The sequence below is a fragment of the Polaromonas aquatica genome, assembly GCF_042659145.1.
In the GTDB taxonomy this organism is placed as follows: Bacteria; Pseudomonadota; Gammaproteobacteria; order Burkholderiales; family Burkholderiaceae_C; genus Polaromonas; species Polaromonas aquatica.
In genome coordinates, this window is the sequence record NZ_JBHSRS010000084.1 from 1,096,599 (window position 1) to 1,118,476 (window position 21,878).

The 21,878-nt window shown below is 60.8% G+C and carries 25 protein-coding genes and 1 tRNA gene; 12 read left to right on the forward strand and 14 right to left on the reverse strand.

Annotated features, from left to right (window positions below; translation table 11 throughout):
* Both ACFQND_RS26450 and ugpQ read left to right on the forward strand, forming a co-directional pair.
* Complete coding sequence (locus ACFQND_RS26450; protein ID WP_371434939.1) at positions 1–1,020, forward strand: sn-glycerol-3-phosphate import ATP-binding protein UgpC; 1,020 nt, start codon at positions 1–3, stop codon at positions 1,018–1,020.
* A gap of 6 nt (positions 1,021–1,026) precedes the next feature.
* The gene (gene ugpQ / locus ACFQND_RS26455; protein WP_371434938.1) at positions 1,027–1,764 is read left to right on the forward strand and encodes a glycerophosphodiester phosphodiesterase; all 738 of its coding nucleotides are present in this window, start codon (positions 1,027–1,029) and stop codon (positions 1,762–1,764) included.
* A gap of 8 nt (positions 1,765–1,772) precedes the next feature.
* Here ugpQ and ACFQND_RS26460 read toward each other — a convergent pair whose 3' ends face one another.
* Positions 1,773–2,063, reverse strand: coding sequence for a hypothetical protein (locus ACFQND_RS26460; RefSeq protein WP_371434937.1), 291 nt, complete (start codon positions 2,061–2,063; stop codon positions 1,773–1,775).
* Between the two features lie 47 nt (positions 2,064–2,110).
* On the opposite strand from ACFQND_RS26460, the gene hemA reads away from it, so the two are divergent.
* The 4 genes from hemA (at position 2,111) to grxD (ending at position 6,042) form a co-directional block, all read left to right on the forward strand.
* Positions 2,111–3,409: a glutamyl-tRNA reductase gene (gene hemA / locus ACFQND_RS26465; protein ID WP_371434936.1), complete on the forward strand. Its 1,299-nt coding sequence runs from the start codon at positions 2,111–2,113 to the stop codon at positions 3,407–3,409.
* A 103-nt stretch (positions 3,410–3,512) separates the two neighbouring features.
* Positions 3,513–4,631, forward strand: a complete 1,119-nt coding sequence (gene prfA / locus ACFQND_RS26470) for a peptide chain release factor 1 (protein WP_371434935.1) — start codon at positions 3,513–3,515, stop codon at positions 4,629–4,631.
* Positions 4,632–4,733: 102 nt separating this feature from the next.
* On the forward strand, positions 4,734–5,591 hold the full coding sequence (gene prmC, locus ACFQND_RS26475) for a peptide chain release factor N(5)-glutamine methyltransferase (RefSeq protein WP_371434934.1): 858 nt from the start codon (positions 4,734–4,736) through the stop codon (positions 5,589–5,591).
* Between the two features lie 130 nt (positions 5,592–5,721).
* The gene (grxD, locus tag ACFQND_RS26480; protein ID WP_371434933.1) at positions 5,722–6,042 is read left to right on the forward strand and encodes a Grx4 family monothiol glutaredoxin; all 321 of its coding nucleotides are present in this window, start codon (positions 5,722–5,724) and stop codon (positions 6,040–6,042) included.
* Positions 6,043–6,105: 63 nt separating this feature from the next.
* Here grxD and ACFQND_RS26485 read toward each other — a convergent pair whose 3' ends face one another.
* From ACFQND_RS26485 to ACFQND_RS26525, 9 genes are all read right to left on the reverse strand, one after another.
* Positions 6,106–6,381 (reverse strand): hypothetical protein, encoded by a 276-nt coding sequence (locus ACFQND_RS26485; protein ID WP_371434932.1) that lies wholly within the window; start codon positions 6,379–6,381, stop codon positions 6,106–6,108.
* 69 nt (positions 6,382–6,450) lie between these two features.
* Positions 6,451–6,657, reverse strand: coding sequence for a DNA gyrase inhibitor YacG (locus tag ACFQND_RS26490; protein ID WP_371434931.1), 207 nt, complete (start codon positions 6,655–6,657; stop codon positions 6,451–6,453).
* Between the two features lie 51 nt (positions 6,658–6,708).
* Positions 6,709–7,464 carry a cell division protein ZapD gene (gene zapD, locus ACFQND_RS26495; protein ID WP_371434930.1) on the reverse strand — a complete coding sequence of 252 codons (756 nt, stop codon included), beginning with the start codon at positions 7,462–7,464 and terminating at the stop codon, positions 6,709–6,711.
* A gap of 39 nt (positions 7,465–7,503) precedes the next feature.
* Positions 7,504–8,118: a dephospho-CoA kinase gene (coaE, locus tag ACFQND_RS26500; protein WP_371434929.1), complete on the reverse strand. Its 615-nt coding sequence runs from the start codon at positions 8,116–8,118 to the stop codon at positions 7,504–7,506.
* 5 nt (positions 8,119–8,123) lie between these two features.
* Entirely contained in the window at positions 8,124–8,984 is an 861-nt protein-coding gene (locus ACFQND_RS26505) for a prepilin peptidase (protein WP_371434928.1), read from the reverse strand.
* Positions 8,984–10,201, reverse strand: coding sequence for a type II secretion system F family protein (locus ACFQND_RS26510; RefSeq protein ID WP_371434927.1), 1,218 nt, complete (start codon positions 10,199–10,201; stop codon positions 8,984–8,986). The genes ACFQND_RS26505 and ACFQND_RS26510 overlap by 1 nt, the downstream gene beginning before the upstream one ends.
* Positions 10,202–10,282: 81 nt before the next feature.
* A complete protein-coding gene (gene pilB, locus ACFQND_RS26515; RefSeq protein WP_371434926.1) occupies positions 10,283–12,016 on the reverse strand; it encodes a type IV-A pilus assembly ATPase PilB in 1,734 nt (577 codons plus the stop codon).
* Between the two features lie 126 nt (positions 12,017–12,142).
* Positions 12,143–12,219: transfer RNA gene (locus ACFQND_RS26520), tRNA-Pro, on the reverse strand.
* Between the two features lie 26 nt (positions 12,220–12,245).
* The gene (locus tag ACFQND_RS26525; RefSeq protein WP_371434925.1) at positions 12,246–13,229 is read right to left on the reverse strand and encodes a polyprenyl synthetase family protein; all 984 of its coding nucleotides are present in this window, start codon (positions 13,227–13,229) and stop codon (positions 12,246–12,248) included.
* Positions 13,230–13,396: 167 nt separating this feature from the next.
* Here ACFQND_RS26525 and rplU point away from each other — a divergent pair, with 167 nt between their 5' ends.
* From rplU to proB, 4 genes are all read left to right on the forward strand, one after another.
* A complete protein-coding gene (gene rplU, locus ACFQND_RS26530) occupies positions 13,397–13,708 on the forward strand; it encodes a 50S ribosomal protein L21 (RefSeq protein ID WP_122955355.1) in 312 nt (103 codons plus the stop codon).
* A 27-nt stretch (positions 13,709–13,735) separates the two neighbouring features.
* Positions 13,736–13,993, forward strand: a complete 258-nt coding sequence (gene rpmA, locus ACFQND_RS26535) for a 50S ribosomal protein L27 (RefSeq protein ID WP_011481796.1) — start codon at positions 13,736–13,738, stop codon at positions 13,991–13,993.
* A gap of 115 nt (positions 13,994–14,108) precedes the next feature.
* Positions 14,109–15,179 carry an Obg family GTPase CgtA gene (cgtA, locus tag ACFQND_RS26540; protein ID WP_371434924.1) on the forward strand — a complete coding sequence of 357 codons (1,071 nt, stop codon included), beginning with the start codon at positions 14,109–14,111 and terminating at the stop codon, positions 15,177–15,179.
* A gap of 83 nt (positions 15,180–15,262) precedes the next feature.
* Positions 15,263–16,399: a glutamate 5-kinase gene (proB, locus tag ACFQND_RS26545; RefSeq protein WP_371434923.1), complete on the forward strand. Its 1,137-nt coding sequence runs from the start codon at positions 15,263–15,265 to the stop codon at positions 16,397–16,399.
* 33 nt (positions 16,400–16,432) lie between these two features.
* On the opposite strand, the gene ACFQND_RS26550 is transcribed toward proB, so the two are convergent.
* Complete coding sequence (locus tag ACFQND_RS26550; RefSeq protein WP_371434922.1) at positions 16,433–16,954, reverse strand: CNP1-like family protein; 522 nt, start codon at positions 16,952–16,954, stop codon at positions 16,433–16,435.
* Positions 16,951–17,643 carry an RNA pyrophosphohydrolase gene (locus ACFQND_RS26555; protein WP_371434921.1) on the reverse strand — a complete coding sequence of 231 codons (693 nt, stop codon included), beginning with the start codon at positions 17,641–17,643 and terminating at the stop codon, positions 16,951–16,953. The genes ACFQND_RS26550 and ACFQND_RS26555 overlap by 4 nt, the downstream gene beginning before the upstream one ends.
* Before the next feature lie 125 nt (positions 17,644–17,768).
* Between ACFQND_RS26555 and ACFQND_RS26560 the strand changes: the two genes are divergently transcribed.
* Both ACFQND_RS26560 and ACFQND_RS26565 read left to right on the forward strand, forming a co-directional pair.
* Positions 17,769–19,523, forward strand: a complete 1,755-nt coding sequence (locus ACFQND_RS26560; RefSeq protein WP_377415132.1) for a proline--tRNA ligase — start codon at positions 17,769–17,771, stop codon at positions 19,521–19,523.
* A gap of 74 nt (positions 19,524–19,597) precedes the next feature.
* Positions 19,598–20,203, forward strand: coding sequence for a lytic transglycosylase domain-containing protein (locus ACFQND_RS26565; protein WP_371434919.1), 606 nt, complete (start codon positions 19,598–19,600; stop codon positions 20,201–20,203).
* A 256-nt stretch (positions 20,204–20,459) separates the two neighbouring features.
* Here ACFQND_RS26565 and ACFQND_RS26570 read toward each other — a convergent pair whose 3' ends face one another.
* On the reverse strand, positions 20,460–20,933 hold the full coding sequence (locus ACFQND_RS26570) for an NUDIX domain-containing protein (protein ID WP_371434918.1): 474 nt from the start codon (positions 20,931–20,933) through the stop codon (positions 20,460–20,462).
* A gap of 1 nt (position 20,934) precedes the next feature.
* The gene (locus ACFQND_RS26575) at positions 20,935–21,876 is read right to left on the reverse strand and encodes an ATP-binding protein (protein ID WP_371434917.1); all 942 of its coding nucleotides are present in this window, start codon (positions 21,874–21,876) and stop codon (positions 20,935–20,937) included.
* Positions 21,877–21,878: the final 2 nt, after the last annotated feature.

The following is a 21,878-nucleotide window of genomic DNA, read 5'->3' on the forward strand; positions in this document are numbered from 1 at the left end:
ATGGCATCCATTTCATTCAGGAACGTCGTCAAACGCTACGGCACAGGCAAAAGCGCGGTGCAGGTGCTGCACGGCGTGGACGCAGAGATCAGCGACCATGAATTCATAGTCATCGTCGGCCCCTCGGGCTGCGGCAAATCGACGCTGCTGCGCATGGTGGCTGGCCTGGAAGAAGTCACGGACGGGCAAATCAGCATAGGCGGCAAGGTCGTCAACGACCTGGAGCCGTCGGAGCGCGACATCGCCATGGTGTTCCAGAACTATGCGCTTTACCCGCACATGAGCGTGTTCGACAACATGGCTTATGGGCTCAAGATCGCCAAAGTACCCAGGGACGAGATCAGGACCCGCGTCGACAAGGCCGCAAAAATCCTGGAGCTTGGCCACCTGCTGGACCGCAAGCCGCGTGCGCTGTCAGGCGGCCAGCGCCAGCGCGTGGCCATGGGCCGCGCCATCGTGCGCCAGCCGCAGGTTTTTTTATTTGACGAGCCGCTGTCCAACCTGGATGCCAAGCTGCGCGTGCAGACCCGGCTGGAGATCCAGAAGCTGCACCGCGAACTCGGCATCACCTCGCTGTTTGTCACGCACGACCAGGTCGAGGCCATGACCCTGGCGCAACGCATGATGGTGATGAACGCCGGCCGCATGGAGCAGTTCGGCACACCGGAAGAGGTCTACAACCGCCCGGCCACAACCTTTGTGGCGAGTTTTATGGGCTCTCCGCCCATGAACCTGCTTAAGGCAGCGCCCAACACCGACTTTGGCGGTAAACCGGGCGCCATACTCGGCATACGCCCCGAGCATCTGCAGGTCGGCAACACCGGCTGGGCCGTGCAGGTGGACACGATTGAAATGCCGGGTGCGGAGCGGCTGGTGTATTGCCGCCTGAAAGATGAATCCCTGATTGTGCGTACGGATGAAAGCCTGTCGTCTGCGCCGGAAATCGGATCGATCATCCATGTCACGCCGCGTGTCGATCGCCTGCACTGGTTTGATGCTGAAACCGGATTACGCCTTTAGAAAAAAATGAACTACTGGCCCTACCCCCGCTGGATAGCGCATCGCGGTGCCGGCAAGCTGGCGCCTGAAAACACCCTGGCCGCCTTCAAACTTGGCGCCAGCCATGGCTACCGCATGTTTGAGTGTGACGTCAAACTCAGTGCCGATGACGTGCTGTTTTTGCTGCACGATGCCACGCTTGACCGAACCAGCAATGGCCATGGCGACGCAGATTCACTGACCTGGCAGGCATTGTCAAGACTGGATGCCGGCAGCTGGCACTCGGCGGCTTTTGCGGGCGAGCCTCTGCCTGATCTGGCAACCATTGCGCGCTACTGCCTTGGCAACAACTATTTCCTGAACATCGAAATCAAGCCGACGCCGGGACTTGAAGCCCTGACGGGCAGCGCCGTGGCCAATTCAGCTGCGGCCCTGTGGAAAGATGCAAAAACGCCGCCGCTGCTGACATCTTTCCAGACCGCGTCGCTGCAGGCCGCAAAACTCGCGCAGCCGCAACTGCCGCGTGGTTTGCTGCTGGACAAGCTGACGACCGACTGGCTGGAAACTGCGCAGGCGCTTGGCTGCGTGGCCGTGATTTTTAACTACCGGCTGTGGGATGAAAACACCGTGCAACTCGCAAGGCAGGCCGGGCTCAGGACGCTGAGTTACACCGTCAACGACGAAATTTCAGCCCAAAAGCTGCTTGAACTGGGCACCGACGGCATCATCACGGACCGGGTTGACCTGTTCAATCCTGTGGTCTGAAACAGGTATCAGCCCTTCCAGCCGCGCCACAAAACCCACTGGCAGGCTGCCGCGACCAGCACCATCGCGGCATAGGTCGCCATCTTGCCGTCGTTGCCGAAAATCACCAGCCCGGCCGCCAGCACCAGCACGTTCGCTACGAAAACAATAGCTAGCTGCGCCCATAGACCGCCCACCAGGGGCTTTTTTGATACAAAAAAACGGGAAAACACCCGCGCCAGAAGCACCAGGCCCAGGGCCACAAAGGCAGCCGGGGCCATGAAATTAAGCAGGTGGTTGGTGAGGAGATAAGCGGTCATTCATGCTGCCTGGCACCGGGTCGGTGCTTCAATTTTATAATCGGGGAATGTCAGTCTGGGCCCTTGGGCTAAACCATAACACCGCACCGCTGGATTTGCGCGGGCGCTTTGCGTTCTCCATGGACCAGATTGCGCCTACCCTGAAGGGTTTGCGCGAGTCTTTGGCGCGCCAGCCCGAAGCCACCATTCTCTCTACCTGCAACCGCACCGAGATCTACTGCGCCGGTGACAAGCCGGACCTGGAGCACACGCTGGAGTGGTTGGCGCACAGCGGCGGTGTCTCGCCGGCCCTGCTGCGCTCCCATGCTTACACCCTGGAAGGCGACCAGGCCGCGCGCCACGCTTTCCGTGTTGCCAGCGGGCTGGACTCCATGGTGCTGGGCGAGCCGCAAATCCTCGGCCAGATGAAAGATGCCGTGCGCGCCGCCGAAGACGCCGGTGCCATGGGTTCAACCCTGCACCAGTTGTTCCAGCGCTCTTTTGCCGTGGCCAAGGAAGTGCGCAGCAGCACCGAGATAGGTGCGCACAGCATCAGCATGGCAGCAGCGGCCGTGCGGCTGGCCGGGCAATTGTTTGAAGACCTGGGCGATATCCGGGTGCTGTTTGTGGGCGCGGGCGAAATGATCGACCTGGCTGCCACGCATTTCGCCGCCAAAAACCCGAAATCCATGGCGATTGCCAACCGCACGCTGGAGCGCGGTGAAAAACTCGCCGGGCGTTTTGGCGCCGAGGTCATGCGCCTGGCCGACCTGCCCGCGCGGCTGCATGAGTTTGATGCAGTGATAAGCTGCACCGCCAGCACCCTGCCCATCATCGGCCTGGGCGCGGTGGAACGCGCCGTCAGGCTGCGCAAGCACCGGCCCATGTTCATGGTCGACCTGGCCGTGCCGCGCGACATCGAGCCCGAAGTCAAGGCCCTGCCCGACATTTACCTTTACACCGTGGACGACCTGGCCCAGGTGGTGCAAACCGGCAAGAACAGCCGCCAGGCCGCCGTGGCGGAAGCCGAGGTCATCATTGACGCCGGTGTGCAGAACTTCATGCACTGGCTGAGCCAGCGCGGCACCGTGCCGCTGATCCAGCAGCTCAACGCGCAGGCCGACGAATGGCGCGCGCTTGAAATCGCCCGGGCCAAAAAACTGCTTGCAAAAGGCGAGCCGATTGATGCGGTGCTGGAGGCCCTGAGCCGCGGCCTGACGCAAAAAATGCTGCATGGCACCCTGGCCGAGCTGCACGCGGGTGACGCCGGCAACCGCGAAGCCACGGCGCAGACGGTTTCAAAGCTGTTCCTGCGCGGGCAGTTGCCCAGACTGCGCCCGGAAGACAAAGAGCACAAAGAGCGTTAGCGCCGCAGGTTTCCTGCCCGGCCCTGGCTTTTTGCAGGGTGCCATGGGCCACCAGCCTGTCCTTTTGTTCATCCGATTTTTGCCCTGACGGACCTTCCGCCTCATGAAACCTTTTCTTCGCCAGACCCTGGACCGCCAGCTTTTAAGACTGCACGAACTCGACGCCCTGCTGTCGGCCAGTGACGTGGTGAGCGACCTGGACCGCTTTCGCAGCCTGACACGCGAGCATGCCGAGGTCAGCGTGGTGGCCGAGCAGTACCGCAAGCTCACCAGCCGCGAGGCCGACCTGGCAGGCGCACAGGGCATGCTGCTGGAGGCCAAAGACGACCCCGAGATGCAGGCCATGGCCGAAGAGGAAATCACCGCCGCCAAAGCCGACATCACGCAGATAGACGAAGCGCTGCAGCTGATGTTGATCCCCAAAGACCCGGACGACGCGCGCCCGGCTTTTGTCGAAATCCGCGCCGGCACGGGCGGCGACGAGTCGGCGCTTTTTGCGGGCGACCTGTTCCGCATGTACACGCGTTACGCCGAGCGCAACCGCTGGCAGGTTGAAATCGTCAGCGAATCGTCCAGCGAGCTGGGCGGTTACAAGGAAGCGGTGCTGCGCATCAGCGGTGCGACCGACGCGAACGGCGTGGGTGTCTACGGCAAGCTGCGTTTTGAGTCCGGTGGGCACCGCGTGCAACGCGTGCCCGCGACCGAAACCCAGGGCCGCATCCACACCAGCGCCTGCACCGTGGCCGTGATGCCCGAGCCCGACGAGGCCGTGGCGATACAGATCAACCCCGCCGACCTGCGTATAGACACCTACCGCGCCAGCGGCGCCGGCGGCCAGCACATCAACAAGACCGACTCGGCCGTGCGCATCACGCACATCCCTACCGGCATCGTCGCCGAATGCCAGGAAGGCCGCAGCCAGCACGGCAACAAGGCCCAGGCGCTGAAGGTGCTGACCGCCCGCATCCATGAAAAAGACCGCGCCGAGCGCGCCGCCAAGGACGCGGCCATGCGCAAGGGCCTGGTCGGCACCGGCGACCGCAGCGACCGCATACGCACCTACAACTTCCCGCAAGGCCGCCTGACCGACCACCGCATCAACCTGACCTTGTACAAGCTGCTGAGCATCATGGAGGGCGACCTGGAAGACGTGGTCACCGCGCTGCAGGTCGCACGCGGCGCCGAGCAGTTGGCGGAGCTGGAAACGGCCTCGCAAGGCTGAAAAAGCCCAAAAAATGGCCTTTTTCAGCATCAAATCAGCCCCTGGCCGCCTGTTTATGCGCGCAACCAGCTATTTATTTGATAGCAAATACCGGAGCCCCGATTGAACCAGCCCACAGTACGCCAGGCCTTGCAGACGGCCCAAACCCTGGGACTGGAGCGGCTGGACGCCCAGCTGCTGCTGCTGCATGCGCTGGGCAAACCCGATAGCGACCGGGCGTGGCTGCTGGCGCATGACGACGACGTGTTGCCGCAAGCCGGTGCCGACCTGTTTCGCCAGCTCGGCCTGCGCCGCGCGGCAGGCGAGCCGCTGGCCTATATCGCCGGCTACAAGGAGTTTTTTGGCCTGCGCCTGAAAGTCGATGCCCGGGTCCTGGTGCCGCGGCCGGACACTGAAACGCTGGTGGTATGGTCGCTGGACATCCTGCAAGACCCAGCCATGAGCGCCCAGCCCAGGGTGCTGGACCTGGGCACGGGCAGCGGCGCGATTGCCATCGCTGTTGCACACTCGTTGCAGGCGGCGGGACGTCCGGCCATAGTGGTGGCGGTCGATGCCAGTGCCGATGCATTGGCCGTAGCACAGGAAAACGCCAACAGCCTGCATGCCGATATCCAGTTCCTTCAAAGCCACTGGCTTGAAGAAGTCAGTGGCCACTTTCATTTAATCGCAAGCAACCCGCCGTATATCGCCAGCGCCGACCCGCACCTGGCCGCCCTGGTGCATGAGCCGCTGCAGGCCCTGGTGGCGGGCAGCGACGGGCTGAACGACATTCGGCAAATCATCAAACAGGCGCCAGAACACCTGCATCCCGGCGGCTGGCTGCTGCTGGAACATGGTTACGACCAGTCAGACCGGGTGCGCGAGCTGCTGGCTGGGCGGGGGTTTCAGCAGGTACAGAGCCGGCTGGACCTGGCCGGGATTGCCCGCTGCTCGGGCGGCCAATGGCTTGGGGCCTGTTAACAGGTCCCCGATAAAACCCCTAAAGCCAATCGGCGGGATAATCGGGATATTGAATTTTGCCGGGCCGACGGCATCTATCTGCACAACGGCCCCGCCACCGACATACCCACGTAACTTCAAGGATTTCACCATGAGCGACACCCAGCAACGCATTGACCAGATCGTTAAATCCAGCGACGTTGTGCTGTTCATGAAGGGCACGGCCCAGTTTCCGCAGTGCGGTTTTTCAGGCCGCGCCATCCAGGTGCTCAAAGCCTGCGGCGTGAGCAAACCCGCGACCGTGAACGTGCTGGAAGACCCTGAAATCCGCAACGGCATCAAGGAATACAGCAACTGGCCGACCATTCCCCAACTGTATGTCAAGGGCGAGTTCATAGGCGGTTCGGACATCATGATGGAGATGTACGAAAGCGGCGAACTGCAACAGGTGCTGGGCGCGCCTGCCGCCTGAGATCAGAGTAATCCGCCGCCGAGGGCGCCAGACCTTGGGCGCCCTGGCCTCCTCACCCGTCAATCAGCGGGTGTAACCTTCGCAGGCGCCAGCGTTAACGCCGCCCTTGCATTCCCGCTTCAGGCGGGCAATGCGCTCGCTACGCGTTTCCTGCGATCCCGGCATGAATTTGGCCTTCGCGCCCTGGCCACCGGCAGCAGCCGCTTTCTTCTTCTGTGTTTTTGCCTTTGCAGGCTTGTCCGCATCGCCTGCCTGCGCGTGAACATTGCCGCCCAGCAGCAATGCTGAGGCAACCATCAGGGCCATGGCTGGTTTGGCCATCCAGTTTTTGGTCTCCATCCCTCTTCCTCCTTTTTTACTTTGAGCCTCAGCGCACAGGCGGCCAAAAGCCGCATGCCGTTTAAAAGTTCATTGCAATTTCGGGTCGCCATACACCTCGTCATCAGGCGGGGTATCGACAGGCATGCGAAAACTCTCGCTGGCCCAGGCGCCCAGGTCCATGTTCTTGCAGCGCTCGCTGCAGAAGGGACGAAACGGGTTGCTGGCCGCGTAAATGCTTTTGCCCTTGCAGGCGGGGCACACCACCACTCTGGCGGCTGGTTGGTCTGGCTTCATGGCGTACGGCTGGACAGGATTCAGGAAAAAAGGATGCTCACGGCATCCGGCTCAGGAGCAAAGTGTCAGTTCAAACGATGCGTCATCGGTGCAGGAGTGGAGCCGGTCGTCGCCCTCATGGCGCATCAGGCGCACGGACACCAGCAGGCGGTTGCCGCTGATTTCGGGAATCAGCCCGGTCGATGGGTCTATGCGCAGGCGCACGAGCTGGAAGGTGCGCCCCTGAGGCAGGGTCTGCTGGTATTGGCCGGCAGGCGCGATGACTTTTTGCGGCGCACCAGAATCCCGCAGGAGCTGGAGCAGCAGGCGTATGGATTCGGCCAGGGGCACCAGACCAGCCGTCCAGCGCTGTAAATCATTCTGCCGCGTCTTCGTATCCAGGTGCTGCCACGCATAGTAGGCCGGCAGGTCGAACTCGCAGGTGCCGCCCGGGATACCGACCCGGCTGCGAATGCTCATGAGCCAGTCGTTTTCCGTGAGTTGCTGCCCCGCCTTGCCCGGCAAGTTGTTCAGGCCTGAAAAACAGCCTTCAAGCTGGGCCGTGACATCGTCCAGCACAGTCTCGGCAATCGCCGGGTTACCGCGGTAGCCGTTCAGCGTCTGCTTTTGTTTCTCAAGGTCCTTGAGCACATCCATCTTCAGGTCTGCGCGGGCCGCCACGTCCATCACCTCAAAAATAGTGGTGATGGCGTAGTGATGGTCTATGGGGTGCTCGCGTGCAACCAGCACGCCGAGGCGACGAAACAGATGCTCAAGCCGCAAATAAGTGCGTATGCGTTCGTTGAAGGGATACTCGTAAAGGATCACGGCGCAGTCTTTATCGGCTCATTGATGGATGTTTTTGCATCATAGCCCGAAGCGGCGCGAAATCTGCCTGACGATCAGGCCCAGGGCATCCAGCGACAAGCCATCGTTATAAATACACACATCGGCTGCAGCACGCCGCGCAGCCCGGCTGGCCTGGCCGTCAATCACTTTCTGCACGGCTTCCTGCGTCCAGCCGCTACGGGCCATGACCCGGCTGATTTGTGTGGCCTCGCTGCAGTCCACCACCAGCACCCGGTCCAGTTGCTGGCGCCAGCGGCCGGATTCGACCAGCAGGGGAATGTCAAACACGATGCAAGGATTGCCGGCCTGCAGGGCCTGTTCAGCCTGGCGTGCCGTTTCAAGACCGACCAGCGGGTGAATGATGGCCTCGAGCTGGCGACGCGACGCGGGATCACTGAAAGCCAGGCGCCGCATGGCATCACGGTCCATGGCGCCTTCGGGTGTGATGGCCTGTGGGCCGAAGTGCTGGGTGATCAGCGGAATGGCCGCACCACCGGGTGCTGTGACCTGGCGTGAGATGGCATCGGCATCAATCAGCGCAGCGCCGGCATCCACAAGCAAACGGGCAACCGTGCTTTTGCCACTGCCTATGCCGCCGGTCAGGCCAAGACGCTGTACCGGCCCATGCTGCATGGTGATCACAAACCGACAGCGCGGAGTATGGATTGCGGGCCAAAAATCATGGCCGTAAAACCTGCTCCCGCCAAAAATGGACCGAAAGGGACATAGCCGCCTTCACGCAGGCCGCTTGAAAATTTCATCGCAATGCCAATGACCGCACCGATCACCGAAGCCATCAGGATGATGGGCACCAGCGCCGTCCAGCCAAACCAGACCCCCAGCGCAGCAAACAGCTTGAAATCACCGTAGCCCATGCCCTCCTTGCCCGTCACCAGCTTGAAGGCCCAATACACCAGCCACAGGGACATATAACCGCCCACAGCGCCCCACAAGGCATCCGGCAGGCTGACCAGGGGGTTCCACTGCAGGGCGGCGATGATCAGCCCGGCCCACGTCAAGGGCAGGGTGATGTCGTCCGGCAGCAGTGTGGTGTCCCAGTCAATCAGCGCCAGGACCAGCAAGGCGGCAGAAAACCCGCACCAGGCAAGCGCGGTCACCGATGCGCCCCAGCGCCATGCGCAAAAGGCAAAGAGCAGGCCCGTCACAAGTTCGACCACCGGATACCGGATGCCATAGGGCGTTTCGCAAACCGAACACCTGCCCCTCAGGACGAGGTAGCTCAACACAGGCATGTTTTCATACCAGCGAATGGCGTGGCCGCAATTCGAGCAGCGCGAACGAGGAACAAACAGGTTGAAGGCTTCAGTGGTCCCTGAAGAGTCCTCTGGTTTGCCGGACAACTCCGCGCATTCGCGCGCCCACTGCTGCTCCATCATTTTCGGCAGGCGATAAATCACCACATTGAGAAAGCTGCCGACCAGCAAGCCGAGCACACCCGCAAGGCCGGCCAGTGCACCGGCAGGCAATCCATCCAGCATCAAACGACTTGACCCAATTTGAAGATGGGCAGGTACATGGACACCACGATGCCCCCGATCAGTCCACCCAGAAACACGATGATGATGGGCTCCATCAGGCTGGACAGGCCAGCCACCATTTCATCGACTTCGGCCTCGTAAAAATCGGCAGCCTTGCCCAGCATGTGGTCAACGGAACCCGACTCCTCCCCAATGGCGCACATCTGCAGTACCATGGTGGGGAACAGGTTGGCATTGCCCATGGCGGCGGTCAGGCTGGTGCCCGTGGAGACCTCCTGCTGGATTTTTTCGGTGGCGTCCGCATAAAGGGAATTGCCGGACGCACCACCCACGGAATCCAGCGCTTCAACCAGCGGCACACCCGCAGCAAACATGGTGGACAGGGTGCGGGTCCAGCGGGCAATGCAGGACTTCTCGATCAGGGCGCCGAACACGGGCACCTTGAGCAGCAGCCGGTCCATCACCCTCTGCATCTTTTCGTTGCGCTGCCAGGCCTGGAAGAAAAAATACAAACCGCCGCCAATGCCGCCAAAAATCAGCCACCAGTACGCTACAAAAAATTCACTGATGGCAATCACGAGCAGGGTAGGCGCGGGCAAATCAGCGCCAAAGGACGAAAACACCTGCTTGAATGCGGGAATCACAAAAATCATGATCACCGCAACCACAACAAAAGCCACGACAACCACCGAGATTGGGTACATCAGGGCTGACTTGATTTTGGACTTGATGGCCTCGGTTTTTTCCATATAGACCGCGAGACGATCCAGCAGGGATTCAAGGATACCGGCGGCCTCGCCGGCCTCAACGAGGTTGCAATACAGCGCATTGAAATACAGCGGGTACTTCCGGAAAGCCGCACTCAGGGAGGTGCCGGTTTCAACATCGGTGCGCACGTCATTGAGCAGCTTGGTCACGCTGCCGTTGGGATTGCCCCGCCCGACAATGTCAAATGACTGCAGCAGCGGCACACCGGCCTTCATCATGGTGGCCAGCTGGCGCGTGAATATGGCGATATCCTTGGGCTTGATCTTCTTGCCGGAGCGCATGCGGCGCTTCTTGATCTTGGTCGGCAGGACGCCCTGGCGGCGCAAGGAGGCCTTGACCTGGTTTTCGCCAGATGCACGGATTTCCCCCTTGACCTGCTTGCCGCCGCGGTCCTTGCCCTCCCATTCGAAGACAAATTCCTGAATCCCTCTGGATGCCACTGTTGCCATGATATTTTCTCGTTTTAGAGGCGGGTCTTGCCCATCATTCCAACCCCGTCACCTTGCATCAAACTGCAAACGTGTACGTGGTCAGACATTGGTGCAGCCCAACACTTCTTCTACCGATGTCATGCCGAGTTTAACTTTATAGAGCCCGGATTGACGCAAACTCCGGACCCCCTCGGACTCGGCCTGGGCCGCGATTTCCAGGGCGCTACCGTCGCGCAGAATGATCCGCTGGATTTCCTCCGTGATCGGCATGACCTGGTAAATGCCGACCCGCCCCTTGTAGCCATTCGTGCACATGGAACAACCCACGGGACGATAAGGCGTCCATGAGCCGTCCACATCCTCCTCCTTGAACCCCGCCTCCAGCAGGGTTTCCCGCGGGATATCGGCGGGTTTCTTGCAGTTGGGGCACAGGCGCCTGGCCAGGCGCTGGGCCGTGATCAGGATCACGCTGGACGCGATATTGAACGGCGCGATACCCATGTTGCGCATGCGCGTCAATGTTGTCGGCGCATCGTTGGTGTGCAGGGTGGACAGCACCAGGTGGCCGGTTTGCGCGGCCTTGATGGAAATATCGGCTGTCTCGATGTCCCGGATCTCACCAACCATGATGATGTCGGGATCCTGCCGCAGGAAAGCCTTGAGCGCCACGGGAAAAGTCATGCCAGCCTTGTCGTTCATGCTGACCTGGTTGACGCCGGGCAAGGTAATTTCGGCCGGGTCTTCGGCCGTTGCGATGTTGATGCCGGGTTTGTTCAGGATATTCAGGCAGGTATACAGCGACACCGTCTTGCCGGAACCGGTAGGCCCCGTCACCAGCACCATGCCATAAGGGCGGGCGATGGCGGCAAGCAGGCGCTCCTTTTCTTCCGGTTCGTAGCCCAGCGCGTCAATGCCGAGTTTGGCGCTGCTCGGGTCCAGGATACGGATGACGATTTTTTCGCCAAACATGGTGGGCAAGGTGCTGACCCGGAAGTCGATCACGCGGTCCGGCCCGATCTTGAGTTTCATCTTGCCGTCCTGCGGCACGCGTTTTTCGGAAATGTCGAGTTTGGAAATGACCTTGATGCGCGCCGCCAGCTTTTCCTTGATGGCCACGGGCGGGGAAGCGATTTCACGCAGCTCGCCGTCCACCCGGAAACGGACACGGTAGGTATGTTCAAAGGGCTCGAAATGCAGGTCCGAGGCCCGCATGCTGAACGCATCCAGCAGCATTTTCTGCAGGAACTTGACGACCGGCGCATCTTCAACTTCGGCAACGCTGGTGTCGTTGCTTTCGGTCGACGCATCCGTGCTGGACTCGTCAAACTCGAAGTCGTCCCCGATGATGCTTTCCATGGCCTCAGCGGCGGTCGTGGTCGAAGCCTCGACCATCCTGGAAAGCTTGTCATATTCGGCAATGACCCAGTCCACGCCCATCTGGGTGGAAAACTTGATCTTCTCAGCCGCCTCCTGGTCGGAAGGGTCCGCCGTCGCAACAATCAGCCGGTTATTGCGTTTGCTGAGGACAACAATCCGGTAGGTTGCGCAAATCTTGGCGTCCAGCAAACCCTTGGGCAGGCGCAGGACATCAATGGCTTCCAGGTCCAGCAGGGGAGCCGCAAATGCGGACGACATGGTGTGCGCCAGATCGGAGGCCGAGACCGCGCCCGAGCCCGTCAATTCGGCAATAAAACTGGTACGCCCACTTTGGGCCTTGCGAAAAATGTCTTCGGCGGCCTTCTGACCCAATTTCCCCGCCGCCACAAGAGCCCTGCCAAGGCCAGGCAACGCCATGGAGGGAGCTTCGTTCAGTACGGTGTCAACAGCGGCCATGGTCCGGTAAATCCTGCCCAAATGGCTATCATCGCCTATAGCAAGGTGGGTGTAAATCCAAAAGGCCCTTGCGCCCTGCCTTGTGTTGGAACAAGGCGAACAAACGCGCAAGAGAACGAGCGAACCTGGTCGGGGTGAGAGGATTCGAACCTCCGGCCTCTACGTCCCGAACGTAGCGCTCTACCAGGCTAAGCTACACCCCGTTATCAAATCGGCACACCAACGGCAGCTAGAAGCGCCGCTCCAGCAACTGGGAAGCCAGTTGCTGTAATGCATTACTGTAAATGTTTTGGGGCAGTGTCTGCAAGGCGTTTAATGCCCGCCGCGCCTCGGCTGCCGCAGCGTCCCGGGTCGCCAGCAAGGCCCCGGTATTCTGGACAATCGCTATGATCTGCGCCATGTTGGCCGTCCCACCGGTTTCAATCGCCTCACGAATGGTGTTGCGCTCGGCTTCGGTGCCGCGTTGCATGGCAATGATCAGGGGCAGGGTCGCCTTGCCCTCGCGCAGGTCGTCCCCCAGGTTTTTACCCATTTCCGATACATCACCGTCGTAATCCAGCACATCGTCAATGACCTGGAACGCGGTGCCCAGCGCCTGTCCGTAGTCCGCGCAGCTTTTTTCGACTTCGGGGGAGGATTGCGCCAGCAGGGCTGCCAGCCGGGCGCTCGCCTCGAAAAGCTTGGCCGTCTTGGAGCGGATCACCAGCAGGTAGCCATCCTCGGACAGCGATGCGTCATGCATGTTCATGAGCTGCAGCACTTCACCCTCTGCGATCACGTTGGTCGCCTCGGCGAGGGTCTGCATGATGCGCATGTCCCCTGCCTCCACCATCATCTGAAAAGCCCGGGAATACAAAAAATCGCCCACCAGCACGCTTGCCGGATTGCCAAAGGCCTCATTGGCGGTGGCCCGGCCTCGGCGCAGGGTGGATTCATCCACCACATCGTCATGCAGCAAGGTGGCCGTATGGATAAACTCCACCACCGCCGCAAGGTTGAACCGCTGCTCGCCCCGGTAGCCCAGCGCGCCGCACATCAGAAGCAGCAGGGCCGGGCGCAGGCGTTTGCCGCCGGCCGCAATGATGTACTGCGAAACCTGGCTTACCAGGGGGACGTCGGATTTCAGGCGCTGCGCTATGACCCTGTCCATTCCCTGCATATCGTCGGCGATCAGGGCAAGGGCGGCAGCGGTGCTTGAGGAATTGGCAGACAAAAGGCGGTCCAGACGTTAAGTTTGGGCAGATTATAGGAAAGCAGGCCGCCGCAACACGCCCCCGTTCAGTGTCAAAACGGCCTGTCTGGTCATTTTGGCCGGGCCATGCTAGAATGTTGGGCTCTGCGGAAATCCGTCTGCAGAACTCAATTCAAACGAGGTCTTACATGTACGCGGTCATAAAAACCGGTGGCAAACAATACAAGGTTGCTACTGGAGAAAAAATTAAAGTAGAACAGATTGCTGCGGACGTAGGCCAAGAGATCGTTATTGACCAGGTATTGGCTGTCGGCACCGGCAGCACAATCACGGTTGGTACGCCCTTGGTGTCCGGCGCTACTGTTACTGTCACTGTCCTTTCCCAAGGTAGGCACGACAAGGTTCGCATCTTCAAGATGCGCCGTCGCAAGCACTACCAAAAACGTCAGGGCCACCGGCAAAACTACACGGAACTGCAAATCGGCGCCATCGCCGGTTAAGCAGGGACGTACCAGGAGTAACGAAAAATGGCACAGAAAAAAGGCGGCGGCTCTACGCGAAACGGGCGTGATTCACAGCCCAAAATGCTCGGCGTGAAGAAATTCGGCGGCGAAGTCATCAACGCAGGCAGCATCATCGTGCGCCAGCGTGGCACCAAGTTCCATCCAGGCGTCAATGTCGGCATCGGCAAAGACCACACCCTGTTTGCACTGGTTGACGGCGCGGTATCGTTTTCAGTCAAGGGTGCGCTGAACAAGCACACCGTGAATGTGACGCCGGCGTAAGCTGATCACTTCGACTAAAGCGAAGCCCCGACCTGTGTCGGGGCTTTTTTGTTTGTAAACTGCCTTCCTGCCCCAACGTGGCTTGCAGGCCCCCTTATCCGTACCAAAGCTGACCATGAAATTTGTTGACGAAGCCTTTATTGACATTGCCGCAGGCGATGGCGGGAGTGGCTGCGTCTCGTTCAGCCACGAAAAGTACAAGGAGTTCGGCGGCCCCAACGGCGGCGACGGCGGGCGCGGCGGCCACGTGTACGCGGTAGCCGACGTCAACCTGAACACACTGGTGGACTTCCGGTTTTCCCGTCGCCACGAGGCCCGCAATGGCGGTCATGGCATGGGCTCGGACATGTTTGGCGCCAAGGGCGACGACATCATCCTCAAAATGCCGCTGGGCACCATATTGACCGACGCCGAGACCGGGGAGGTTCTTTTTGAACTGCTGGTACCGGGTGAGGAAGTCCTGATCGCCAAGGGCGGCGATGGCGGTTTTGGCAATCTGCGCTTCAAAAGTTCCACCAACCGCGCGCCGCGCAGCAAAACACCCGGCTGGCCCGGCGAGCGCAAAAGCCTCAAGCTGGAACTGAAGGTGCTGGCCGACGTGGGCCTGCTGGGCATGCCCAATGCCGGCAAATCCACCTTCATTTCGGCGGTATCCAATGCGCGCCCGCGTATTGCCGACTACCCTTTCACTACCCTGCACCCCAACCTTGGGGTTGTGCGGGTCGGCCCGGAACAAAGCTTTGTGGTGGCCGACTTACCCGGCTTGATTGAAGGCGCCTCCGAAGGGGCGGGTCTGGGCCACCTGTTTTTGCGGCACCTGCAACGTACCCGCCTGCTGCTGCACATCGTGGACATGGCGCCCTTTGATGAAGGCGTTGATCCGGTCGCCCAGGCCAAGGCGATTGTGGGCGAACTCAAGAAATACGATGAAGCGCTGTACAAAAAACCGCGCTGGCTGGTGCTCAACAAACTGGACATGGTGGACAGCGACAAACGCGCGGCCATCGTCAAGGATTTTGTCAAGCGCTTCAAGTTCAAGGGCCCGGTCTTCGAGATCTCGGCGCTGACGCGTGAAGGCTGTGAACACCTGATCAAGACGATTTACCAGCACGTCAAGGAAGTCCAAAAAAGCGAACAACCGCAGGAAGAAATAGATCCCCGGTTTGTTGAGCTGCCCCCCGAATAAGCTGCAAGCGCCGTATTGGCGCTACAGAAAAGATAGCTGGCTGCGCCCATCCTTATTGGGCCAGAGCCATAAAACACTTTAAAATGCCTGATATAACACCGCCCTCCGTTCTGCGCAACGCCAAACGCATTGTGGTCAAGGTCGGCTCCAGCCTGGTGACCAACGAAGGGCGCGGGCTGGATGCGGATGCCATCGGCCAGTGGTGCGGGCAGCTGGCGACCCTGGTCAAGGACGGGCGCGAAGTCATCATGGTCAGCAGCGGCGCCATTGCCGAAGGCATGAAACGCCTGGGCTGGACCGCCCGTCCCAAAGCCATCCATGAACTGCAGGCTGCAGCCGCCGTCGGGCAGATGGGGCTGGTCCAGGTCTACGAAACCAAACTGCGCGAAAACGGCATAGGCAGCGCGCAGGTGCTGCTGACGCACGCCGACCTCGCCGACCGTGAGCGTTACCTCAATGCACGCTCCACCCTGCTGGCGCTGCTGCAACTGGGCGTGGTTCCCGTCATCAATGAGAACGACACCGTTGTCAACGACGAGATCAAGTTCGGCGACAACGACACCCTGGGTGCGCTGGTCGCCAACCTCGTCGAAGCCGATGCGCTGGTCATCCTGACCGACCAGAAAGGCCTGTACACAGCCGATCCACGCAAAGACCCCAACGCCCGGTTTGTGCACGTCGGCAAGGCCGGTGATCCGGCGCTGGAGGCCATGGCGGGCGGTGCGGGCTCAAGCATAGGCAGCGGCGGCATGATCACAAAAATCCTGGCGGCCAAGCGGGCTGCGGGTTCAGGCGCATCGACCGTCATTGCCTGGGGCCGCGAGCCGCAGGCGCTGATCCGGCTCACGCAAGGCGAGGCCATTGGCACCCTGCTGGTGGCACAAACCCAGAAAAATCAGGCGCGCAAACGGTGGATGGCGGATCACCTGCAGATGCGCGGCTCGGTGACCGTGGATGCAGGCGCCGCCGGCAAGGTGCGCGACGAAGGCAAGAGCCTGCTGCCGATTGGCATGACCCAGGTAGAAGGCGAATTTTCACGCGGCGACGTGATCGCCATCAGGGACACCCATGGCGCAGAAATAGCGCGCGGCCTGGCCAATTATTCAAGTTCGGAGGCACGGCTGATCTGCCGCAAGGCTTCTTCAGAATTCGAAAAACTGCTGGGCTATACCGGCGAACCCGAAATGGTTCACCGGACCAACCTCGTCCTGACGCGCTGAAACAGCAGACCCGCGAATCTGCGAGCCGCCCTGCTACTGGTCCAGGTACTGGTTCGGTTTTTTCAACCGCTCCACAATTTCCCGTACTGTGCTCTGGGGCGCCGAGCCATCACAGGCGCCAGCCCTGGCAAAGCGCAAGGCATACAGGGATGACGCGCCGTCAAATACGGAACGCCACTGCGCATTGGCGACCGATTGCCAGCGGCCATCGAGGTATCGGGCATAGGTTTTGACCTCGCCGGTGGAGCAGCGCAAGCCCTCGTACATCACGTTCCTGACGCCGCTGGGGCTGGTGGCCACCATCACATAGCGCACCAGGCTGTCAACCCTGGAAACACTCACCGAGGCGGGGTCCACGCCATATACAAGCGATGACCCGCGAGACACTTCAAAAGTCACCAGCTTGCCGACGTCGAACGCAGGCGGCGGCGGGACTTCCGACTCTTTCCAGTCAGGGTTGTCCGTGAGGTTCTGCGCCCATGCCGGGCCGGCCAGGGAAAACGTCAAGGCCAGGAAAATCGCAGGCAAGGCGGCAAAGACCGGTTTTAATTTCATGTTTTTTTCGGGCAGGCATTCGCATCCAGGCTGGTCTGCGGATCAGGTTCAAAAGTGGCGCCGGGCGGCAACTCAAACGATGCGCCCAGCCTGCTTGGTGGCGGCCGCGGCGATTCATGGGCATGATGGCCCTCGCCAGCCTGCCCCTCGCCTTGGTGGTCGCGCGCGTGCATGCCACCACGCAAATAGCGGTTTCGGTGGTCAGGGCGATGTTCCAGACGCGGCACAAAACGCGCCAGCTCCGAGAGCGCCATTTCGTAGACACCGCGCTTGAACTCAACAACCACATCGAGCGGAACCCAATAGTCGTTCCAGCGCCAGGCATCAAACTCCGGATGGTCGGTCGCGCGCAGGTTCAAATCCCAGTCGTGACCGACCAGTTGCAGCAGAAACCAGATCTGTTTCTGCCCCTTGTAATGTCCGCGCGCATCGCGGCGGATAAACCGGTCAGGCACCTCATAGCGCAACCAGTCTCGGGTTCGGGCCAGCACGTGAACGTGCCGTGGCAACAATCCCACCTCTTCATGCAACTCGCGGAACATGGCCTGCTCGGGATTTTCGCCCCGGTCAATGCCACCCTGCGGAAATTGCCACGAGTGGGTACGGATACGTTTGCCCCAAAATACCTGACTTCTCTGGTTGAGCAAGATGATGCCGACGTTGGGCCTAAAGCCGTCCCGGTCAAGCATAATCAAACCTCAAATTTTTTAAACTGAGTCCATTATGCACAGCGAAAGGCCTTCCAGCCAAGCTGTGCAGGGTCCTTGGCCCGGCTCCAGGCGCATTCCAACCCCGAATTCCAGAAAAATCGCTCATGAAAGCCTCGCAGTTCTTCATTTCCACCCTCAAGGAAGCCCCAGCCGACGCCGAAGTCGTCAGCCACCAGCTCATGATGCGTGCCGGCCTGATCAAAAAGCTGGGTGCCGGCATTTACAACTACATGCCCATGGGCCTGCGCGTGATACGCAAGGTTGAGGCCATAGTCCGCGAGGAAATGAACCGCGCCGGCGCGGTGGAAATGACCATGCCGGTGATCCAGCCGGCCGAGCTCTGGCAGGAAACCGGGCGTTTCGACAAGATGGGCCCCGAACTGCTGCGCATCAAGGACCGCCATGGCCGCGACTTTGTGGTGCAGCCGACCAGCGAAGAAGTCATCACCGACGTGATGCGCCAGGACATCAAAAGCTACAAACAGCTGCCGAAAAACCTGTACCAGATCCAGACCAAGTTCCGCGACGAACGCCGGCCGCGTTTTGGCCTGATGCGCGGGCGCGAGTTCATCATGAAGGACGCCTACAGCTTTGACCGCGACCAGGAAGCCGCCAAGGCCAGCTACCAGGTCATGGCTGCTGCCTACCGCCGGATTTTTGACCGCTTTGGCCTGACCTACCGCGCCGTGGCGGCCGACAGCGGCGCCATTGGCGGCGACCTGAGCGAAGAGTTCCAGGTGATCGCAGCCACCGGTGAAGACGCCATCGTCTACTGCCCCGGCAGCGATTACGCCGCCAACATGGAAAAGGCCGAGGCGCTGGCACCCCAGAGCGAGCGCAAGGCCGCTTCACAGGCCATGACCAAGACCGCAACCCCGGGCAAGGCCACTTGCGCCGAGGTGGCCGAACTGTTGGCCATTCCGCTGGAGACCACGGTCAAGTCGCTGGTGCTGGCCACCGATACGCTGGATGAAACCGGCAAGGCCGTCAAGACACAGGTCTGGCTGCTGCTGCTGCGCGGCGACCATGACATGAATGAAGTCAAGGTCGGCAAGGTGCCCGGCCTGGCGGATTTCCGCTTTGCCACGCTGCCCGAGATCGAAGAGCACTTTGGCTGCAAGCCGGGCTACCTGGGCCCGCTGAACCTGCAAAAACCGGTCAAACTGGTGGTGGATCGCGAAGTGGCGGCGCTGGCCGACTGGGTCTGCGGCGCCAACGAAGCCGATTTCCATATCACCGGCGTCAACTGGGGCCGCGACCTGCCCGAGCCTGAACTGGTGGCCGACCTGCGCAATGTGGTGGCAGGCGACGCCTCACCCGACGGCAAGGGCCCGCTGGCGATCGAGCGCGGCATCGAGGTCGGCCATGTGTTTTACCTCGGCACCAAATACAGCAAGGCCATGAACGCCACCTTCCTCGGCGAAAACGGCAAGCCGCAGTTCCTGGAGATGGGTTGCTATGGCATAGGCATCACCCGCCTGCCCGCCGCCGCCATTGAACAAAACCACGATGCCAAAGGCATCATCTGGCCCGACTCGATCGCGCCGTTCACCGTGGTGCTTTGCCCCATCAGCCCGGACCGTTTCCCGGATGTCAAAGCCGCCGCCGACAAACTTTACGGCGAGTTGCTGGCCGCCGGCGTGGATGTGATCCTGGATGACCGCAACGAACGCCCGGGCGCCATGTTTGCCGACTGGGAGCTGATTGGCGTGCCGCACCGTGTCACCATAGGCGACCGCGCATTAAAAGAAGGCCAGCTCGAATACCAGCACCGCCGCGATGCCGAGTCCAGCAAGGTCGACGCATCCACCGCGCTGGACTTCCTCAAGGGCAAACTCGGCCTGGCGGTGGCCAGCTGAGCTTGCCGCCCCGTATGACACTGACGGTGCCAGATGCGCCTCTTGCAACGGCTTCGGGCCGGATTTCAAGAAGAATGTGCCTTCTGCCACCGTCAATCCTTCTTGGCTCGCTATTATTTTCGGAGCAGGCAACTGCCGGCGCGCAAATTGAAGAGCCACTGGCCGACGCGGTGCGCAATGCGCTGAGCGCCGCCATCGCCAACCAGGCGCCGCCCGAGCCAGTCTTCAAGGACACCGAAAGCCGCCTGGCCTACCTGCGCTGGCTGGGTGCCATGAGCGACCGCCTGAAAAAGAAAAAGCCCGAGTGGCAGATCCGCAAGGAGTTTTTGCAGTCCGTCTGGTACGAAAGCAAACGCGCCGGGCTGGATGTCACGCTGGTGCTGGGCCTGATCCAGGTTGAAAGCAACTTCCGCAAGTTCGCCGTGAGCAACGTGGGCGCGCGCGGCTACATGCAGGTCATGCCCTTCTGGACCCGCGTGATAGGCGACGGCGACGCCTCCAAGCTGTTTCACATGCAGACCAACCTGCGTTTTGGCTGCGTGATCCTGCGCCATTACCTGGACCGTGAAAGGGGTGACCTGTTCATGGGCCTGGGCCGCTACAACGGCTCACGCGGCAAGGCGCCCTACCCCAATGCGGTGCTGGGTGCCAGCAAGCAGTGGGAGTTTGCCGGCAAGTGAACAAGGCGGGGACAGGACGGCCAAACTGCGCTATGTATTCAATAGCTGGCTGCGCCCGTATTTATTGGGCTACAGGCACTTTCTATAAATAAAAAGTGCCAAAAAACACCAAAAATCATCCCCAAATTGCGTTAGCGAGCCTGCGGAGACGCCAAAAAGCCTGAAAACAGGTCTTTTCAGGCATGAAAAACGCCTGAAGCCCAAAGGATATGCGCGCAACCAGCTATCAAAAATATAGCAATCGCCGCGCCGGCAATCAGGCCAGCGTGGCTCCTGCGAACCCGCGCTCTCCGGCAAACCAGTCCAGCACAGGGATGGCGCCCGGCAACACCGGCTGCACAGTCACCGGCAATGACTGCCAGGCAAACGACTGGCCTTCACGCATCTGCAATTCACCGGTCCACTCGAAGACCTTGCAGAAATTGAGCCGGACCAGCGCGTGGGGGTAGTCCACCATCTCGACCCTCCAGGGCTGCACCGCGCCTATGGTGATGCCGATTTCTTCGTGCAGCTCGCGGCGCAGGGCCTGCTCCACCGTCTCGCCCTGCTCCAGCTTGCCGCCGGGAAACTCCCAGTAGCCTTCATAAACCTTGCCGGCCGGTCGTGACGTGAGCAGAAAGTCGCCATCCGGGCGCAGCAGCACACCGACGGCAACATCAACAACCTTGCGGTCCTGGCCGGCTTCCACGCCTTCACGCGGCCGGTCGCCATGCGCCACCAATACAGCCACTTCAGTAGTCCTGGGATTTTTCCGACGCGTCGCGTGCGCGGTAATCGGCTACCGGCGTGATGACGGGCCGGGACGACGTGCCCCTGCCCGCATAGTCACGCGCGAACTGGTAAGCCACACGGCCGCTGCGCGAGCCGCGTTCCAGTGCCCACACCAGCGACTCGGGGCGTGCAGCCGCCATGGCGCTTTCAGGCACGCCAAAAGACGACAGCCACTGTGTGACGATGGTGAGGTACTCGTCCTGGCTGAAAGGGTAAAAGCTCACCCACAAACCAAAACGCTCGGACAGCGAGATTTTCTCCTCCACCACTTCACCCGGGTGCACTTCGCCGTCTTCAGACTGTGTGTAGGTGAGGTTTTCCGTCATGTACTCCGGCAGCAGGTGGCGCCGGTTGCTCGTCGCGTAGATCAGCACATTGGGCGTGGAGGCTGCGACGGAGCCGTCAAGAATGGATTTCAGCGCCTTGTAGCCGGGCTCGCCTTCCTCAAAGCTGAGGTCATCGCAAAAGACTATGAATTTCTCGGGCAGGCCGGAGACCACATCCACAATGTCGGGCAGGTCCGTCAGGTCAGCCTTGTCCACTTCAATCAGGCGCAGGCCACGGGCCGAATAGGCATTGAGGCAGGCCTTGATCAGGGATGACTTGCCGGTGCCGCGGGCGCCGGTCAGCAGCACATTGTTGGCAGGCTTGCCGGTCACGAACTGCTCGGTGTTGCGCCGGATTTTTTCCTTCTGCTCGTCGATTTCCTTCAGGTCATCAAGGCTCATGTTGCCGATATGCCTGACAGGCTCCAGCGAGCCGTGGCCGGAGCTGCGCTTGCGGTAGCGGTAAGCCACCGATGCAGACCAGTCGGGCGCCGTCAGGGGCTGGGGAAGAATCGATTCAATGCGCGTGATGAGGGAATCGAAGCGCGTTATCAGGCGTTCAAACTGCTCGTTCATTT

Coding starts and splice junctions, on each gene's coding strand:
- ACFQND_RS26450 (WP_371434939.1), top strand. CDS start 1: ATGGCATCCATTTCATTCAGGAACGTCGTCAAACGCTACGGCACAGGC.
- ugpQ (WP_371434938.1), top strand. CDS start 1,027: ATGAACTACTGGCCCTACCCCCGCTGGATAGCGCATCGCGGTGCCGGC.
- ACFQND_RS26460 (WP_371434937.1), bottom strand. CDS start 2,063: ATGACCGCTTATCTCCTCACCAACCACCTGCTTAATTTCATGGCCCCG.
- hemA (WP_371434936.1), top strand. CDS start 2,111: ATGTCAGTCTGGGCCCTTGGGCTAAACCATAACACCGCACCGCTGGAT.
- prfA (WP_371434935.1), top strand. CDS start 3,513: ATGAAACCTTTTCTTCGCCAGACCCTGGACCGCCAGCTTTTAAGACTG.
- grxD (WP_371434933.1), top strand. CDS start 5,722: ATGAGCGACACCCAGCAACGCATTGACCAGATCGTTAAATCCAGCGAC.
- ACFQND_RS26485 (WP_371434932.1), bottom strand. CDS start 6,381: ATGGAGACCAAAAACTGGATGGCCAAACCAGCCATGGCCCTGATGGTT.
- ACFQND_RS26490 (WP_371434931.1), bottom strand. CDS start 6,657: ATGAAGCCAGACCAACCAGCCGCCAGAGTGGTGGTGTGCCCCGCCTGC.
- coaE (WP_371434929.1), bottom strand. CDS start 8,118: ATGCAGCATGGGCCGGTACAGCGTCTTGGCCTGACCGGCGGCATAGGC.
- ACFQND_RS26505 (WP_371434928.1), bottom strand. CDS start 8,984: ATGCTGGATGGATTGCCTGCCGGTGCACTGGCCGGCCTTGCGGGTGTG.
- ACFQND_RS26510 (WP_371434927.1), bottom strand. CDS start 10,201: ATGGCAACAGTGGCATCCAGAGGGATTCAGGAATTTGTCTTCGAATGG.
- pilB (WP_371434926.1), bottom strand. CDS start 12,016: ATGGCCGCTGTTGACACCGTACTGAACGAAGCTCCCTCCATGGCGTTG.
- rplU (WP_122955355.1), top strand. CDS start 13,397: ATGTACGCGGTCATAAAAACCGGTGGCAAACAATACAAGGTTGCTACT.
- rpmA (WP_011481796.1), top strand. CDS start 13,736: ATGGCACAGAAAAAAGGCGGCGGCTCTACGCGAAACGGGCGTGATTCA.
- cgtA (WP_371434924.1), top strand. CDS start 14,109: ATGAAATTTGTTGACGAAGCCTTTATTGACATTGCCGCAGGCGATGGC.
- proB (WP_371434923.1), top strand. CDS start 15,263: ATGCCTGATATAACACCGCCCTCCGTTCTGCGCAACGCCAAACGCATT.
- ACFQND_RS26550 (WP_371434922.1), bottom strand. CDS start 16,954: ATGAAATTAAAACCGGTCTTTGCCGCCTTGCCTGCGATTTTCCTGGCC.
- ACFQND_RS26555 (WP_371434921.1), bottom strand. CDS start 17,643: ATGCTTGACCGGGACGGCTTTAGGCCCAACGTCGGCATCATCTTGCTC.
- ACFQND_RS26560 (WP_377415132.1), top strand. CDS start 17,769: ATGAAAGCCTCGCAGTTCTTCATTTCCACCCTCAAGGAAGCCCCAGCC.
- ACFQND_RS26565 (WP_371434919.1), top strand. CDS start 19,598: ATGTGCCTTCTGCCACCGTCAATCCTTCTTGGCTCGCTATTATTTTCG.
- ACFQND_RS26575 (WP_371434917.1), bottom strand. CDS start 21,876: ATGAACGAGCAGTTTGAACGCCTGATAACGCGCTTCGATTCCCTCATC.